A 16460-nucleotide genomic window follows, 5' to 3' on the forward strand; every position below is an offset into this window, starting at 1 on the left:
TTCTTTGACTAGAGGCTGCGCACGAGCCCGCCGTCGCACCGTACGGCCGTCCCGGTGATGTACGAGGCCGGCGCGCTGCAGAGGAACGCGGCGGCCGCGGCGAACTCCGAGGGTCGCCCGTAGCGTCGGGCCGGGATCGTGGCGACCGATGCCTGCTCCACCTCGGCGACGGTACGGCCGGAGCGTGCCGCGTTCGCGGCGTCGACCTGCGCGGTGCGGTCCGTCTCGATGCGGCCGGGCAGCAGGAGGTTGACGGTCACCCCGTCGGCGGCGACCTCGGCAGCCAGCGTCTTGAGGTAGCCGGCCAGTGCGGCGCGGCCGAGGTTCGACAGCGCGAGGTTCGGCAGCGGAGCGGCGATCCCGCTGGAGCCGACCGCCAGGATCCGGCCCCAGCCCCGTGCCCGCATGGCGGGCAGGGCCAGCGAGACCAGCCGGATGTGCCGGCGCACGGTGGCGTCGAGCGCCGCGTCCACGTCGGCCATGTCGACGCCGGTCGCCGGAGCGGGCCTGGGACCGGGGCCGTTGAGCACGAGGATGTCGGGGGCCCCGAATGCCTCGGCCGTGGCCCGCAGCAGCTCGTCCGGCCCCTCCTCGGTCATGAGGTCGACCTCGACGCCAACGGCGCTGGGCAGGTCCGCGGCGATCTCCTTCGCCCGCTCCCCCCGCCGGCCGCAGACCACCGCATTGGCTCCTTCCGCGGCCAGCAGCCGGGCGATCGCCTCGCCGATCCCTCCCGTCGAGGAGCACACCAGGGCCGTACGCCCCGCGATGCCGAAATCCATCAGCACACCTCCGGCCGGCGGGCCGCGGGTGGAAGGAGCGGCCGATCGTGACAACACATCATCAAGCAACCTCCTGGAGGGCGACCTAACCGGCGTGCACGGATTCCGGGGCGGTGCGTCGGCGCAGCGGACTGCCCCCGAGGACGGCGAAGAGCGCCCCGCCCAGCATGATCAGCGTGCCGACGAGCTGCACGCTCGTGAACGACTCGCCCAGGAACACGGTCGAGAAGAAGGAACCGAACACCGGAACGGTGAACATCATGGTGGTGGCCGTGGACGCGCTCACGCTGCGCAGTCCGCGGTAGTAGAACAGGTAGGCGATCGTGGTCGGCCCAACGGCAAGGAAGACGACGTTCGCCCATGCGAGGCCCGAGACCGACTGCCACGACACGTCTCCCGCCGCCGGGACGGCGAGGACGATCAGTCCGAGCCCGCCGACGCCGGTTCCCCAGGCCGTGGCCCGCAACGGGTCCACACCCGACAGGACCGACTTCGACAGGATGCTGTAGGCCGCCCAGCACCCGGCCCCCGCCATGAAGACGAGGTCGCCGACCAGCCGGGTGGAGCCGGCCGCCTCCCCGCTGATCCCCAGGAAAAAGACCAGTGCGCCCAGCGCGCCTGTCGCCAGCCCGGCGACCCGCGGCCAGGAGGCCGTCTCACGGCCCAGCAGGATCAGGGCGGCGGTCGTCAGGATGGGGCTCAGGACGGGCACGATGATGCCGCCGTCGAGCGAGGGGGCCAGGGACAGCCCCCAGAAGAAGAAGACGTTGTAGGCCAGGACTCCCAGCAGCCCGGCCAGCCCCGCGCGTAACGCCGCGGCACGTCCGATCGGCCGCGAGCGCTTTCTGAGCACCACGGCGAGGAGGATCAGCAGCAGTCCGCCGCCGCCGAACCGGAGCGCCGCCGCGACCTCGTGCGGCATCTCCCCCACGACCACCTTGGAACTGGCGAAGGCACTGCCGAACATGATCATGGTGACAAGGAGGTTCAGGTACGGAGCAGCCGTTGACCGCGCCGCCGCCACAGGCCGGGAGACGTCGCTCGTCATCGGTACATCACCGCACCCCTGACCACCTTGTCGACCTGGTTCTTCCCGCCGTGGAGCGCAATGCCCACGAGGTCGAGCTTCGCCGTCTCCACCGCCCGTACCGCCGCACGGTTGTCGTGGTCATTGCCCGTCGCGAACAGGTCCGAGGTGAAGACCGAGACCGGCATGCCGCGCGCAACCGCGCGGCCGTGAGCGGCGGTGAGCACCTCCGCGGTCGCACTGAGCACCAGAACGGGCTGGCGGAACATGGGGAGGTAGGCGACCCCGTCCGCGTCGAGGTATTCCTGCCCGATGATGTCGGGGTCCGCGGTCGCCAAGCCGCTGACCAGGAACGCCGTCACGTTCACGGCCTGCCAGCTCTCGAGGTCGTCACGGAGGACGACCACGATCTTGGTCTTGGGCGGCGCCGGAGTCTCATGTTGTTGAATTGCCATAGCTGGGGACCCTACTTGTTCACATGATCACGCTGACGTTGAACTGTGCACTGCGCCACTCGGGAGGGTGGAGAGCGCCCCGCCCCGGCGGACCCGGTCCGCGGGACCCCATCGGCGGGACCCCATCCGCGGTGCCGGGACGGACCGGGAACCGGGGCCGGCCACCCCCTAGCGGCCGGAGACCCTGTCGAGGACCTCTTCGCCCTCGGCGTTCCGCTTCGCCGTGATGACCTTCTGGTGCGGGTCGCTGACCATGACCTTCCCGAGGAGTCCCGGCTGAGCGGACATGTCCTGGAACGGCGACCACAGCGCGCCGTCGTGGAGAGCCCGCAGATCCGTCACGCTCAGTCCGCTGAACCGCTCCAGGCGCGCGGCGAGCGCCTGGTCCTCCGCCCCGGCGAGCAGCGCCCGGATGCGGTCCTCCTCCGGGAGGAGGTCGGGCTGCTCTCCGGCGAGGTACTCGTGCAGGTTGGCGGCACGTCCGGCGAAGGGCGAGTACACCATGCAGACCAGCTGCGTGGTGTCCAGACCGAAGGCGACCTCGCCGTACTCGGTGGCTGCCTCACGCATCGACTTGACGCCGACATCGGTGCGGTAGCGCTCCTCCATCTCCTCGACGAGGTGCTCCGGGAAGTGCTTGCGCCGCATCAACTCCAGTGCGAAGTCCACGTACTGGGCGATGCCCTCCCCGTAGGAGCGCTTGTAGACGCGCTCGGTCCGCAGTCCGCGCAAGTGGGCCATGAGCGCGGGGTTCGCACAGTCCGACTCGGTGAAGTTGAAGGCGATCTCGTCGAAGACGAAGTCGAGGAAGTCCGTCAGCAGGCTCCAGTGCGCCCCCGAGGCGTAGCTCGTGTAGTCGTAGATGGAGAAGAAGGCCAGGGTGTGGGAGATGTCCGAGGTCACCCCCCGGTCCTTGATCCTCTCTTCGTTCTCCGACCCGTGGATCTCCTCGAAGTAGGCCTTGGCCAGCCCGTCGAGGGTCTCCAGCGTGCCCTTGAAGCCCTTCCTGCCGTCGGCGGGTTTCTGGCCGGCCTCGCGCGCCAACTGGCGGATCCACAGGGCGTAGTCACGCTGCTCCTGCGGGGAGTCACCGGTGATGATGAGGTCGACGCCTCCGCCGTGGCGGGCCGCCACGCCGAAGGAGTTGGCCACGTTCAGGTTGCAGGCGTTGCAGAAGGTCGCCCGGCCGTCGCCGTAGGTCCGGTGTCCGCCCATGAGCATGTCGACCCGGTTGAACTCGATGAGCCGGTGCGGCATGCTGCGGTCCCGGGCGAACGGCCGGACCTGGTCACCCTCAAGGAGCAGCAGCTCGGTATCCGGGTCGTCGTAGAGCCCCAGCGCCTTGTACGTGCGGTCGATGTTGAGCATCACCTGGTAGGGCATTCCACCGTGGCGCATGGTCACCACACGCAACCGGAAGGTCTCGCCGTGCCGTTCGGCGAGCGTCAGGTGGACCGCGCGCACGAACGCCACCGCGTAGGCGCTGTCCTTGCCGCCGCCGTAGGCGACCATGACCGTGTTCCGCCCGAGCTCGCCCTGCCGCGGCAGGGCGTTGTAGAGCTTCGTGGCGCACTCTTCGACCGCCGGCACATCCTGCTCCGGTAGAGCCCTCCGCAATTCATCCAGCATTGTCGTGCGCATCGGAATCCTTCCTGGCTGCTTCATCCTGAAGGGCGCAGCCGACTTCAGTCGTCGAAGCCTCGCTCGTGGAGGCCTGGTGTCGTGAACGGATGCGCGCGGCCTGCGCACCATCACCGAAAGGCCAAATGAGGGTGGTGGATTCGCGTTCCGTTGGGGAATCAGCCGGTCGGTTCCCGGCATCCGTCAGCGTGCGAGTCGACAGGATCCAGCCTGTCGAACTGTGCAGCGGAATGAGGCGTTGAGCGGCCGGATCGAGAGGGCCGACTCTTGGCCGGGCAAGCCAAACACAGAGTGTGAGTCATGTCCAGGCCAAGATCGTCGCAAGCACTCGGGTGTATCGGGCCGGGCCGTCCGGAGTTCCTGATACGGAACTGACACGTCTCTGGGAGTTCCTGATGCGGAGCTGACACACCGCTCGATACCGGCCACCGACATCAACTGCATCTCGCCAACTGGCCGGATTGTCACGTTTGCCCGTTGATCCTCGACCAAATCAGGTGTTAGGTACTCCATGCCGCATCGGCCACCGACGACGCCGGCCTTCCCAGGAATTGTCTGCGGCTCTTCCGCGAGCCCGGTTACGCCCACCGCTCCGGAAAATCCCGGCCGGTGCCGGCCTTTCCCTTGAATGTACGAGCCCGGTCCATCCGGCGTTCTGGATCCATGAGTACCGGGGGGCGAGTCTTCCGCCCGCTCCACAGTTCCCGCATTGCCGTCGCGTGATCACCGTGGCTGCCGCCAGGAGATCAACGCCGGCTCAACTTCCGCGAGGAATTGACCGGATTCACCCGCAAACCGCTGAGCCTGTGAGGATGGACATGCCTGCAACACATGCCACGCTGACGACCGAGCTCCTTGACGCGACACTGCGTGACGGCTCCTACGCGGTCGATTTCCAGCTCGAGGAGAAGTTCGTCGTCGAGCTCCTCGGCCGCCTGAACGAGACGCCCATCCGGAAGATCGAGATCGGTCACGGCCTCGGCTTCGAGGCGGAACGGGCCGGCATCACGGCCTGCAACATCGACCTCCAGCGCTGGTGCGAGATCGCGCGTTCGGAACTGACCACCTCCTCGTGGGGAATGTTCGCGCAGCCCGAATTCAGCCGGCTCACGACACTCGCCGAACTCTGCGACCAGGGCATGTCTTTCGTACGCATCGGCATCGAGGCAGAGCGGGTCGCCGAACACCTCGACTACATCGAGCGCGCCACCGAGATCTGCGGGGAGGTTTACCTCAACCTCATGAAGACGAGTGCCACGCCTGCCGAGCACCTTCCCGCACTACTGGAAGGGGTCACTCGGGACATCGCGGGACTGTACGTCGTGGACTCGTACGGCTCGATGCTTCCCGACGACGTCCGCCGCTACGTGACCGTCGTGAAGGAGCTCTTCCCCGTCGTCGGATTCCACGGCCACGACAACCTCGGCATGGCGAACGCGAACACCATGGCCGCGGTCGAGGCGGGCGCCACGATCGTCGACGGCACGCTCAACGGCATCGGCCGGGGCGCCGGAAACGCGGAGACCGAATCGCTGGCCGGCATCCTCAGCCTCACCAGTGGCGACGTGTACGACTACAAGGAGCTGGGCAAGCTCGCCGAGTTCTGCCGCAGCAGCATGGACGTCCTTCCGGAGAACCGGACCATGCAGGTGCTCGGCGGCGTGATCGGCATTCACTCCGGATTCTTCCCGCTCGTCGAGGAACTCTGCGCCGAACTCACCGTTGACCCGGCCTCCGTGATGGAGACGGCCGTCGAGCTGGCACCGGCGAGTGCGGGCAAGAACGACATTCGCGCCGCGGCACTGCGGATCGCCCGGCGCCCCGCAGTCGTCAAGAGCGCCGTCTAACCACCACGTAACGGGGAGCAACGCTGTGAGACTGGCAAGGTTCAAGACCGAACAAGGACATCAGATCTTCGCGAGTCACGCCGGGGGCTGGATTCCGCTCTCCGGTATCGAGGGATTCGAAACTCCGGCCCGCATCACCGACCTGCTGGATGACGCGCGGCGGAGGGAGCTCGTCGCCCTGCTCCAATCCCTGCCGCCTGCCGAACCGGCCGGCATCCCGCTCGACGGTGCTGCGACCATAGTCGACGACGGTGACATCTGGGGAGCGGGCCTCAACTACAAGGGCCACTCCGCCGATCTGAACGCCCAGCAGCCCGCGTCCGGACCCGGGTCCTACCTGAGGCCGGGCAACTGCCTCATCGGCAACGGTGAGGATATCGAACTGCCCTCTCAGAGCAAACGAGTGACCGCGGAAGCCGAACTCGGCCTGATCATCGGAACGGAATGCAAGAACGTACGGCGTGATGAGTGGCGGTCGGTCATCGCGGGCGTCACGGCCGTTCTCGACATGACCGCCGAAGACGTCATCCGTGAGAATCCCCGCTACATTCCCTGGGCCAAGGGGTTCGACACCTTCTGCAGCGTCGGTCCGCAGTTCGTGACGCTGGACGAGTTCGACGACTCGGCACTTGCCTCGATACGCGTGTCGACCATCCGCAACGGTGAAGTGGTCTCTTCCGCGCTGGTGTCCGACATGAAGTACGACCTGGGATATCTGGTCGAGTACTTCACGGCCGGCCGTACCCTCGCCGCCGGAACCGTCATCTGCACGGGAACTCCGGGAGCCGCCGTGATCAGCCCCGGCGACTCCATCCAGTCCGTTGTCGAGGGCGTGGGCACCCTCACTCACACCGTGAGATGACCGGAATCCGATGACGAGCGTAAAGGGCATGGGCAGTTGACCGTACAGCAGATGTCAGTAGTGGATGCGATCGAGCGCGCCATTCAGGAGAATCCCGAAGGCGAAGCGATCGAGACTCCGGACAGGGTGATCACCTACCGGGAGTTCGGTGAGCAGGTCCGTGACTTCGCCGCACGGCTCGACGCGAACACGGCGCCCGGTGACTTCATCGGAATCGAGGCCGTCCGGTCCTCCGGTTCCATCGTCGCCATGGTCGGTGCCCTGCGGTCAGGGCGTCCGTTCGTCTTCGTCGACCCGCGCGACAGCGAGGCGTCGAACCGGACCAAGGTGTCCCGGCTCGGAATCAACACCGTTGCCAGAAGCACCACTTACTCGGACGCGCCCGAACTCTCGGCTACCCCGCCCGAATGGCGGGATGACACGGGAGCCGAACCCCTCCGGGCACCCGCGGAACTCGCGGCGTACCACGGCACGATCGGCTACGCGATCCACACGTCGGGATCGACGGGCGAACCCAAGTGCGTCCTGGTGCGCACCGGTCCGCTGGCCGCGATGGTCCAGGACCACGTGCGGTCCTTGGAGTTGGACACGCGGTGCCGCACGCTGCAGTTCGCCCGGCTGACCTTCGACGGATGCATCACGGAGATTCTGTGGACCCTGACCGCGGGCGCATGCCTGGTGGTCCTGGGAGAGCAGCATCTCAGTCCCGGAACGGTCCTTCAGAAGACGCTGGAGGACTTCCGCATCACCCATCTGAAGACCACCCCGTTCGCGCTGACCGCTACCGGGCCCACACCGGCGATGAGCCTGAAGCACGTGATCAACGGCGGTGGTTCATGCCGTCGGGCAGTGGTCCGGAAGTGGTCGTCGGCAGCGGCGTTCCACAACGCGTACGGGACCACGGAGACCACCGTCTGCAACTTCCTCAGCGAGGTCCTCGACCCGGCTCACTGCACCGAGTCGGTGCCACTCGGCGAGGTCGTGGGTGATTGCGCTTACGAGATCCTCCCCCTGCCCACTCCGGCCGGCGGGGACCCCGCCGGTTCGCCCGTGGTCCGCGGCGAACTCGTCATCACCGGTGAGAGCGTCGCGATCGGCTACCTCACCGCGCAGGGTTTGCGGCCCTTCCTCGACGAGGATGCGAACCGGGTCTACCGGACGGGCGACGTGGTCGAACGCCGCGGTGGGCAGATCTACTTCGTCGAACGGCTGGACCGGCAGCTGAAGGTGCGCGGCTACCGCCTCGACCCGGGTGAGATCGAGGCGGCCGCGTGTCGGCTCGACTCGGTCATGGAGGCGGTGGTGACCGCCGAGTCGCACGACAGCGCGGACGGCTCCGACGCCGACGCCCTCGTCTGCTACTACCAGGGCGCCGCGACCCCCAGGGCGATGCGCTCTCACCTCGAGTCGGTCCTCGATTCCTACAAGGTTCCCTCGGTGATCAGGCAGATCGCCGCACTGCCCTACACGCCGAACGGCAAGGTCGACCGTGACGCCCTCAGGGCGAGCCGGAATTCCGCACCGGACGCGGGCAGGGCGGCGGGACCGGAGGAGCAGATCCTTGAGCTGGTCCGCCACCTCACCGGTGTGAGCGACCCCGGCCTCGACGACAACTTCTATGACATAGGCGGCGATTCGGCCTCCACGGTCGTCCTCGTCAACAGGCTCAAGAAGCTCGGATGGATGGACGCCGGAGTCCGGGACGTACTCCGAGCGGAGAATCTGAGGGCTCTCGCCGGTGAACTACGCGATCGGAGTGTTTGAGCACGATGTGTGGTGTGTGCGGGACTTATTCCCCGGACGGTCGGATTGATCGCAGCGTCGCCGCTGCCATGCACACCCGGCTCGTCCATCGCGGCCCCGACGAGACCTACTCACTGAACACCGAGACGATCTCGGCGAAGCTCGGCCGCCTCGGCATGAACGGCCTGGTCGACGGCTGGCAGCCCGCGGAGGACCGCAGTGGCCGCTACGTCGCCCTGACGAACGGCGAGGTGTTCAACCTCAAGGCTCTTCGCGAGAAGGTGGGTTCCGGCCGGCAGGCCAACGGCGTCGACGTGGCCGTCATACCCGAACTCATCGCCCAGTTCGGCATCCAGGGGCTCAGCCTGGTGGACGGGCAGTTCGCCACCGTCGTCTTCGACCGCGCGGAGAACTCGCTCACCCTCGCCCGGGACCGGTTCGGGATCTGCCCGCTGTACTACACGGTGGCCGGCTCGGATGTGCACTTCTGCTCGGAGATCAAACCGCTGGTGCAGTGTGTCGCCCAGACCTGGAAGGTCGACATCGGTGCGGTCGACCAGTACTTCGCGCTGGGCAACATCGTCGCGCCGCGCACTCTCGTCGAGGGAGTCCGGGCCGTTCCGCCGGGCTGCGCGGTCCGGTTCGGGTCGAACCACCAGGAGACCGTGCGCTACTGGCGCTACGGGGAGTTCTCGCCGGCCTCGGAGCCCGTATCGGGAGAGACGCTCCGAGAGGGTCTCAAGCAGTCGACACGTGACCGTCTGCAAGCCGACGTGGAGATCGGGGCCTATCTGAGCGGCGGATTCGACTCCACCGCGATCCTGATGGAAGCAGCCGCCCTCCTCGACCGCCCGGTCCGGACGTTTTCAGCCGTGTTCGACGATCCCGAGCTGGACGAGGGACGCTTCCAGCGCGAGGTGGCGAGCGCCGTCGGAAGCAAGCACGAGCAGATCCTGTGCCGCCAGAGCGACATCGCCTCGAAATTCGAGGAGATGGTCAGGCACTGCTGCTATCCACAGCGCGAGACCTACAACGTGGCGGCCATGATGCTCGCGGACACGGCGCGCTCTGCCGGGGTCAAGGGAGTCGTCTCCGGCGAGGGGGCGGACGAGCTGTTCTTCGGCTACGACTCCTACGCCTTCGACAGTGTGACCAGGTCGAGTCGTGCTTCCCGTGCAGAGAACGAACAGTCATGGGGCAGAGCCGACTTCAGCTGGGAGGTCAACTGGCCGAACGTGGGCAGGCGACGGGAGGAGTACCTCACGCCGGACGCACGTGAGGCGCTCGCGGGCAACGAGTTCTGGCGGACGAGGCTGATTCCGTTCTCCGACGACGAGGTGAAGTCCCTCTCTCAGATGCAGCTGCGCTCCATCGCCGACGTCTACGTTCAGATGTCGGGGCACCTCCTCGGTGACCACGGCGACTCCATGCTCATGGGCAGCTCGATCGAGGGCCGCTACCCGTTCCTCTCGCACTCGGTCGTCTCTCTCGCCCTGCAGATCGACGACAGCGCGAAGGTGATCGACTTCGAAGGGAAGTCGTGCCTCAAGTCGGCCTACGAAGGGATCGTTCCCGAATCCGTTCTCCGCCGCGGAAAACACGGGTTCACCGCATACGACCTGCGGTCCGTCGCGGATGCGCGGACCTGGGACGACTGGCGCGACCTCGTGGCGGCGAGCGGCATCTTCACCAGCGGCTGCCTCGACACGGCCCCCCGTCAGGGCCGTGCGGAGAAATGGGATTCCAGGCTCAGCGCCATCAGCATCGCCGTGGTGATGGACGAGCTGGGTCTCGGGTTCTGATTCATGAGTCACACGTACGCGCGAGTCCCACGATTGGAGGGGCCAGTGCCTCCCGAGAGTCCCGGCGTCGTCGTCTTTCCGGGCGCCGGATCCTTCGGCGGTGAACTACTGCCGTTGCTCAGCGAGTTGGGGCCGACCGCATGGCTCGCCCGGTACCCGGGGCGCTTCGGCAAAGACCTCGGTCGTCCCGCGGGATCGTTCGAGGACATCGTGCAGTCGTGCGTCGCCCAGGTGACGCGCCGGCAGTCGGTCCGGCCCATCCTCGTGGGACACAGCTTCGGCGCCTACGTGGCCCGGGCCACGGCCACGAGGCTGGAGGAGCTGGGGACAGGGGTCTGCGCCCTGGTGGTCGTCGGTGCCACCGCACCAGGGCTGCTCACCGTTCCCGAGTCCGCCACCCGAAGCCCGTCGGGCACCGCCGCCTACTTCGACGAGATCGACCCCGGTCTCGTACCCGGCGAGGTATCCGACGAATGGAGAGACATCGTTCTCGAAACCGCCATGCAGGATCTCCGGCTGCTCAAGGACTTCACGGCAACGGCCTCGGCCTCGGAATACACCGAGGTGCACTGTCCTGTCTTCGCCGCACGTGGAGAGGCGGATCCGCTGGCGTCCGCCGACGGAATCGGCCGATGGGCCGGTGTCACCTCCGCCGACTGTGTTCAGCGGGTGTTCCCGGGCAGTCATTCGGGTGTGCTGCGCTCACCCGAGTTCACGTCGTGGCTCGTCGACGTGTGTGCCACCGCGCCTCAGACCTCCTCCGGACCGCTCGGGAGCGCCATGCCGACGGCCGACAACCTCTGAGGCCGAGCCGCCTCGTCGTCAGCCCAGGCCCACCCTTCCCCTGGAGAATCCGCTGTCCCCGCATGCCCGTCCCGAGATCACGATCGTCATCGCCACCCAGCTGCGCGAGGACCGGCTCGGCTACCTCGACGCCATGCATGCCAGCCTGCACCGGCAGAACGTACCGTGGGAGGCCGTGATCGCGATCGACGGCGCCGACCCCGCCCGCCTGCCCGCGGCACTGGCCGAAGACCCCCGCGTGCGGATACTCGCCCTGCCCCGCCCCGTCGGCGCCGCCTGCGCCCGCAATCTCGCGCTCAACGAGGTGCGCACCCCGTTGATGAACTGGGCCGACGATGACGACGAACTCACCGAGGACAGTCTCAGTACACGGCTGACGGAGCTCAGGGACACCGGGGTCGGCTGGGTCGCCGGATACAGCGAAGACCTCCACCCGGACGGTTCGACCACCCTGTGGAAGTGCCCCACCCCACCTGGCCGACACGAGGCCGGGGACGTGTGGACGTACTGGAAGAGCCCGTCGCACACCATCCCGATCGGCCCCACCACGATCCTGGCCCGCACCGACCTCGTCCGCGCCGCCCCCATGGGCGGGCTCGTCCAGGGCGAGGACTACGTCTCGGCCCTCGGCATCACCGGCCTCGCTCCCGGCATCCTCCTGCCCCGACCGGTCTACCGGTACCGTAAACATTCAGGTCAGATGACCGCCCAAGGAGCCACCTACCAGGCTTTGGAGGCGAAGGCGCGTATCCACGCCTGGAACTTCGGCCGCAGTCTCCGCGCCTTGGTGACCCCGCGACACAGCCAGGAGCCCCAAGTCGACTGGCCGTCTGCCGGCCTCGCCACCGATCCCGCCCCGGGGCTGCGGGCCCGGAGCGGCGCTCCCCTCCAACCGCACCAGTGACGGCGCGCCTGCTTGGGACGGGCATGTTCACCTCGCGGTCGATGGCCCAAGCGCCAGCGACCAGCCGATGCGGCCGGACGGGGCCATCCGGACCCGGCCGACGGCAGGGCAACCAGCGTCCTGATGCAGCCGGCGCACGGCCGGGCCTCCACTCGGTCTGCGCTCCTGGCGGGCTTCTCCGTCACCCTCCTGACCAGCCGCCGGCCGTCGGCCGCCAGGAGCCCCATACCCGGCGGGCCGGCCGCCACGTTGCTCCCTCCGCAGTCCGCCGACCGCAGGACCCTCCAAGCTCCTTGGCCACATGCGCGTGGCTCAACGCAGCCTAGTCGGCACCGAACCAGCACGGGGTGGGTGGTGGCCGGGCACATAGGAGGGTGCCTGAATATGATGGACAGCCACATATGCCGTTGACCTGGGGACTTCTACGTTGTGGCGACACGGAAACTCCTCGTCGACCGCCTGGAAGTGGTGTTCATGGCCTCCCCCGAGACCGCTCCCCCGACCGCCGGATCCATCAAGAGAATCGTCGCCGCAAGTCTCGTCGGGACCACCATCGAGTGGTACGACAACTCATCCGATCAGAGCTACCACCTGTGACTTTCCCCCACGTAAGACGTCTGAACCAGCACCGGACCAGCACGGGATCCGAAGTGGGCCGCGCGTCATCCCTCCCGACACCACAACGGCGTCTCCGCCGAGTGCATCTCCAACGCGGTTTCCGTCACGCTCTGTACATCAAGCACCCGAGAGCTCCTGAGCTGACGCCACCCCAGCGCGGGGCGCAAGGCCCCGGACGGCTACGCCTCGACGAGGAGTCCCGACCCGGCCGTAGGCAGGGCCAGGCTCATACCGTGCTCTCGGCGCATGCCGCCCGAGTTCCGGCCGTTCGTAGCGAGGCCTTGGTGATCATTAGGGCCCTACGCGGCACACACGGAATGGGCATCATGGCGAAGTCGCAGTGGAAGGTCGCGGGGCGGCCGTTACGGCGGTCCTGCTGACCAGCGGGCTCAGCGCCGCGCCGGCGCAGGCGGAATCCGGCAAGGTCTTCGACGTGCCGGGCTGGTACACGTTCAACCTGCCCAGCGGTGTCAAGGACTTCAAGGTCTTCGCCGCCGGCGGAGGCATCTACTCCTCGGGGTCGGCACGGGCGGGGGGACGGTGGCGGCGGCTACCGACTCAAGGGCCGGCAGCTCGCTGCCGAAGTAGCTGTAGCGGACCAGGTCGATGCTGCGCCGGATGGGCGCAGCCCAGCTGCATCCCCGCGTCCACGTCCTCGACGCCCTCGAACCCGGATTCGGATCGTTTCTGCGCCTGCGGCTCGCAGCGGGGGCGCACGCCGGTAAGCCCCCGCGCCGGTCGGCTACCAGCCAGAAGAGGCCTGCTTGCACCCCTCCGGCGGCACCGGTAACGGGCTATGCTGCGAACAGAACGTCCCCGTTCCAGACCCTGACGGCGCGTTGCCTGCAACAGATCTCCGCGTCGCGGCCCGGACTCACGATCAGCCGGCCCCGACGCATCCGAGGGCGTGGTTGGTCCCCATCCTGGAACGCAGGCTGCCGGACCGGCCCTGCCCGCCGCGCGCGCACATCCGCACCGGGAAGTGACCGGAGGAGCCGGGGAGTCCGGCGCCGACCGGTACTGCCCGGCTGGTCCCGAACCGAGGCGCCCCATCATGCGTGTCCCCGATCCGAACGCCCCCAGGTACGACGAGAACAGCCGGGTTCTGATCGCTCCGGCCGGTGAGCTCGACATCTCCACCGTCCATTCGCTGCGCGCGCCACTGGCGCGATGCCTGCACGACGGCGTCCGTACGATCGACATCGACCTGTCCGCCGTCACCTTCTGCGACTGCAGTGGCCTGGGCGTCCTCCTCTCAGCGTGGTGGCGCATCACGGCGGCCGGAGGAACCCTGAGGCTGCACCACCCGCCGCCCGCACTGGTCCGGATCATCGACATCACCCGTTCCGGTTTCCTGCTCGGCGACCGTCCCGCTCCCGCCCTCCCCGCCGCCCTGGGCGGTGTGCTGTGACGGACACGTCGCCGCTGGGGCGTTCTCAGAGGGGCCGCCGCGGGGCTCCGTACGGACCCGCCGACATGACCTCGATCCGCCTGCGGCGGCTGAACCGATGGCAGGCCGAGGGACTGAAGGAGGACGTGGCGGACCTGTACGTGGAGTCCTCCCACCCGTTGGCGGGTACGGCCCACAGCAGCCGGGAAGCCTTCCTGCACCGCCTCACGGGCGATGTCCGGCAGCCCGGATTCGCCATGCTGGTCGCCGAGCGGGCCACCTTGCTCGGATGCGTCTTCGGCTTCCCCCTGCGGCGCGACGGCTCCTGGTGGAAGGGGTTCCTCGGGCCCCTTCCCCGGGACATCGAGCAACTCACCGCCTCCGGCCACGTCTTCGCCGTCACCGACGTCGTGGTCGCCCCGCACGAACAGGCCCTCATCCTCGGCCGACGGCTGCAGGAACGGCTGCTGGATGACCATCGCGCGTCGCTCGGCGCCACCCTGGTGCTCGAGTCCTCAGTCAGGAGCCTGGCGGCCTTCCGGTCCTGGGGATGGCGCGAGGTCGGCGAGGTCCACAGGCCGCCCGGCGCAGCGCTGCACCGGGCGCTGGTACTGCCCCTCGGGAGGGCGCCGGCAGCCGCGTCCGGCCAGGGGCTCCCCCCGGGCACCCGGCGGCCGGAGCGGTGACGGGTGGCCGGTCGGCCAGGATCCGGGTACTGGTGGCCGAGCAGGCGGCCCGGCGCGGCGAACGGATCGGGGTGGTGGACGTGTGCACGGCCGCGGTGGCCGCGCTTCCGATCGACGGGGCAGGGGTGTCGGCCATGTCCAAGGGCTCGGCCGGCCATCCGCTGTACGCCACCGACCTGGTCAGCGAGCGGGTCGAAGAACTCCAGCTCACGCTGGGCGAGGGCCCCGGTGTGGATGCCTTCGCCCTTGGGTCGGCCGTCCTGGCGCCCGATCTGCGGGCCGACGGGGAACGGCTCCGATGGCCCGTGTTCGCCCTGGAAGCCGTCTCCGCCGGTGCGGTGGCGGTGTTCGCGTTCCCCTTGCGGATCGGTGGGATCAGCCCCGGAGTGCTGGACCTCTACTCCGGTGTGCCGGTCGAGCTGGACTCCGCGGAACTGGCCGACGCCATGGTGTTCGCCGACACCGCCACGCTCGTGCTCCTCGGTGCCCGGATCGACGGGGTGGGCAGCGAGGAGCTGGGCGGCTACCGGGCCGAGGTCGACCAGGCCACCGGCATGCTCACCGTCCAGCTCGGTGTGGGCATCGAGGAGGCGTTCGTCCGTCTGCGCGCCTATGCCTATGCCCACGGACGCCGGCTCGCCGAGGTGGCAGCCGACGTGGTGGCCCGCAGGCTGCGGTTCTCGCCGGACCGGGACGCGGACGAGGAACGGAGCGCCGCCGACGATGCCTGACAACAGAAGGTGTACACGATGAATGAGCAGCTCCTCGCCAAGGCATTCGTCGAACTTGCGGACAACTTGGTCGCGGACTTCGACCTGATCGACTTCCTCCGCATGCTGACCGACAGATGTGTCGGCATGCTCGATGTGAACGCGGCCGGCGTACTCCTCGCGGACCGCAACGGTGAACTCCGCGTGATGGCCGCCTCCGACGAGCAAGTCCGCCTGCTCGAACTGTTCCAGCTCCAGAACGACGAAGGCCCGTGCCTGGAGTGCTTCCACACCGGCGCACCCGTCACCATCCCTGACCTGAGCACGGAAGCCGCCCGCTGGCCACGCTTCGCCGCGCAGGCCCGCCACAGCGGATATTCCGCGGTCCAGGCCCTGCCGATGCGCCTGCGGGACGAGGTCGTCGGAGCGCTGAACCTGTTCCGCGCCCTCCCCGGACCCTTCGATCCGGCCGCCACGCCCGTCGCCCAGGCCCTGGCCGACGTCGCCACCATCAGCCTCCTGCAGCAGCGCTCCTCCCAGCAGAGCACTGTGCTCAACGAGCAATTGCAGACCGCGTTGAACAGCCGTGTGCTGATCGAGCAGGCCAAGGGCAAGCTCGCCGAACGCCAGGGCATCGGCATGGAGGAGGCCTTCACGGCACTTCGCAGCTACGCCCGCGAGCACAACCGGCGCCTGTCCGAGCTGGCCGGCGCCTTCATCGACGGAACCGAACCCCTCACCGGCCTGGTCAACTGACCTTCAGCGCGGTTCTTCGCGGTCGTGGTCGCGGCGGTCCTCACGGCTCCGGCGGCCACGGTGCTGTCGGGCGTAGCGGCGGTCCCAGCGGTGCTGCTGGTCACGGTGGTCCCGGTAATCGTCGTAGCCGCGGTAATCGTCGTAGCCGCGGTGGTCGTCGTGGCCGCGGTGGTCGCCCTGACGGCCCGAGCCGCCCCGCCGTCCGCGGTGCACGAGGGCGAAGAGCAGTACTGCGGCGACCACCCACAGCAGGTGGTTGGAGTAGCCGAAGAGGATCAGGGCTACCAGGAGCACGAGAAGCGCGACGGACACGAGCGGTCCCTTCCACAGCGGAACAGATCATCGCTGCCGGGGACCAGGGCTTCATCCGGCAGCGTAGTCCTGCGAGGGGCCCGGCGACAGTCGTCGGGCCCATTGACAGGCGACACCGCCC

16 protein-coding genes are annotated in these 16460 nt (G+C 68.3%); 11 read left to right on the forward strand and 5 right to left on the reverse strand.

Features of this window, described 5'->3' with window-relative positions:
• Positions 1-8 precede the first annotated feature (8 nt).
• The 4 genes from ACFYZ4_RS05015 to ACFYZ4_RS05030 all read right to left on the reverse strand — a co-directional run bounded on the left by ACFYZ4_RS05015 (position 9) and on the right by ACFYZ4_RS05030 (position 3854).
• The gene (locus tag ACFYZ4_RS05015; RefSeq protein WP_390783086.1) at positions 9-782 is read right to left on the reverse strand and encodes an SDR family oxidoreductase; all 774 of its coding nucleotides are present in this window, start codon (positions 780-782) and stop codon (positions 9-11) included.
• An 85-nt stretch (positions 783-867) separates the two neighbouring features.
• Complete coding sequence (locus ACFYZ4_RS05020; RefSeq protein ID WP_390783087.1) at positions 868-1830, reverse strand: DMT family transporter; 963 nt, start codon at positions 1828-1830, stop codon at positions 868-870.
• Entirely contained in the window at positions 1827-2264 is a 438-nt protein-coding gene (locus ACFYZ4_RS05025; protein WP_351288445.1) for a DUF2000 domain-containing protein, read from the reverse strand. Before ACFYZ4_RS05025 ends, ACFYZ4_RS05020 begins: the two co-directional genes overlap by 4 nt.
• Before the next feature lie 168 nt (positions 2265-2432).
• Positions 2433-3854 (reverse strand): PqqD family protein, encoded by a 1422-nt coding sequence (locus ACFYZ4_RS05030; RefSeq protein ID WP_351288443.1) that lies wholly within the window; start codon positions 3852-3854, stop codon positions 2433-2435.
• 869 nt (positions 3855-4723) lie between these two features.
• Here ACFYZ4_RS05030 and ACFYZ4_RS05035 point away from each other — a divergent pair.
• From ACFYZ4_RS05035 to ACFYZ4_RS05085, 11 genes are all read left to right on the forward strand, one after another.
• Positions 4724-5752 carry a hypothetical protein gene (locus tag ACFYZ4_RS05035; RefSeq protein WP_390783088.1) on the forward strand — a complete coding sequence of 343 codons (1029 nt, stop codon included), beginning with the start codon at positions 4724-4726 and terminating at the stop codon, positions 5750-5752.
• 25 nt (positions 5753-5777) lie between these two features.
• Entirely contained in the window at positions 5778-6614 is an 837-nt protein-coding gene (locus ACFYZ4_RS05040) for a fumarylacetoacetate hydrolase family protein (protein WP_390783089.1), read from the forward strand.
• A 51-nt stretch (positions 6615-6665) separates the two neighbouring features.
• Complete coding sequence (locus ACFYZ4_RS05045; RefSeq protein ID WP_390783090.1) at positions 6666-8378, forward strand: non-ribosomal peptide synthetase; 1713 nt, start codon at positions 6666-6668, stop codon at positions 8376-8378.
• A 5-nt stretch (positions 8379-8383) separates the two neighbouring features.
• Positions 8384-10159, forward strand: a complete 1776-nt coding sequence (gene asnB, locus ACFYZ4_RS05050) for an asparagine synthase (glutamine-hydrolyzing) (RefSeq protein WP_351288463.1) — start codon at positions 8384-8386, stop codon at positions 10157-10159.
• Between the two features lie 45 nt (positions 10160-10204).
• On the forward strand, positions 10205-10963 hold the full coding sequence (locus ACFYZ4_RS05055; RefSeq protein WP_390783091.1) for a thioesterase II family protein: 759 nt from the start codon (positions 10205-10207) through the stop codon (positions 10961-10963).
• An 82-nt stretch (positions 10964-11045) separates the two neighbouring features.
• On the forward strand, positions 11046-11867 hold the full coding sequence (locus ACFYZ4_RS05060) for a glycosyltransferase family 2 protein (protein WP_390783245.1): 822 nt from the start codon (positions 11046-11048) through the stop codon (positions 11865-11867).
• 429 nt (positions 11868-12296) lie between these two features.
• Positions 12297-12464, forward strand: coding sequence for a hypothetical protein (locus ACFYZ4_RS05065; protein ID WP_390783252.1), 168 nt, complete (start codon positions 12297-12299; stop codon positions 12462-12464).
• A gap of 1075 nt (positions 12465-13539) precedes the next feature.
• Complete coding sequence (locus ACFYZ4_RS05070) at positions 13540-13896, forward strand: STAS domain-containing protein (RefSeq protein ID WP_351586367.1); 357 nt, start codon at positions 13540-13542, stop codon at positions 13894-13896.
• 65 nt (positions 13897-13961) lie between these two features.
• Complete coding sequence (locus ACFYZ4_RS05075) at positions 13962-14561, forward strand: hypothetical protein (RefSeq protein WP_390783092.1); 600 nt, start codon at positions 13962-13964, stop codon at positions 14559-14561.
• A gap of 32 nt (positions 14562-14593) precedes the next feature.
• Complete coding sequence (locus ACFYZ4_RS05080) at positions 14594-15292, forward strand: GAF and ANTAR domain-containing protein (protein WP_390783093.1); 699 nt, start codon at positions 14594-14596, stop codon at positions 15290-15292.
• A gap of 18 nt (positions 15293-15310) precedes the next feature.
• Positions 15311-16027 carry a GAF and ANTAR domain-containing protein gene (locus tag ACFYZ4_RS05085; protein WP_351288427.1) on the forward strand — a complete coding sequence of 239 codons (717 nt, stop codon included), beginning with the start codon at positions 15311-15313 and terminating at the stop codon, positions 16025-16027.
• A gap of 3 nt (positions 16028-16030) precedes the next feature.
• Here ACFYZ4_RS05085 and ACFYZ4_RS05090 read toward each other — a convergent pair whose 3' ends face one another.
• The gene (locus ACFYZ4_RS05090; protein ID WP_351288425.1) at positions 16031-16339 is read right to left on the reverse strand and encodes a hypothetical protein; all 309 of its coding nucleotides are present in this window, start codon (positions 16337-16339) and stop codon (positions 16031-16033) included.
• Positions 16340-16460 lie beyond the last annotated feature (121 nt).

The organism is Streptomyces sp. NPDC001513, assembly GCF_042894695.1.
In the GTDB taxonomy this organism is placed as follows: Bacteria; Actinomycetota; Actinomycetes; order Streptomycetales; family Streptomycetaceae; genus Streptomyces.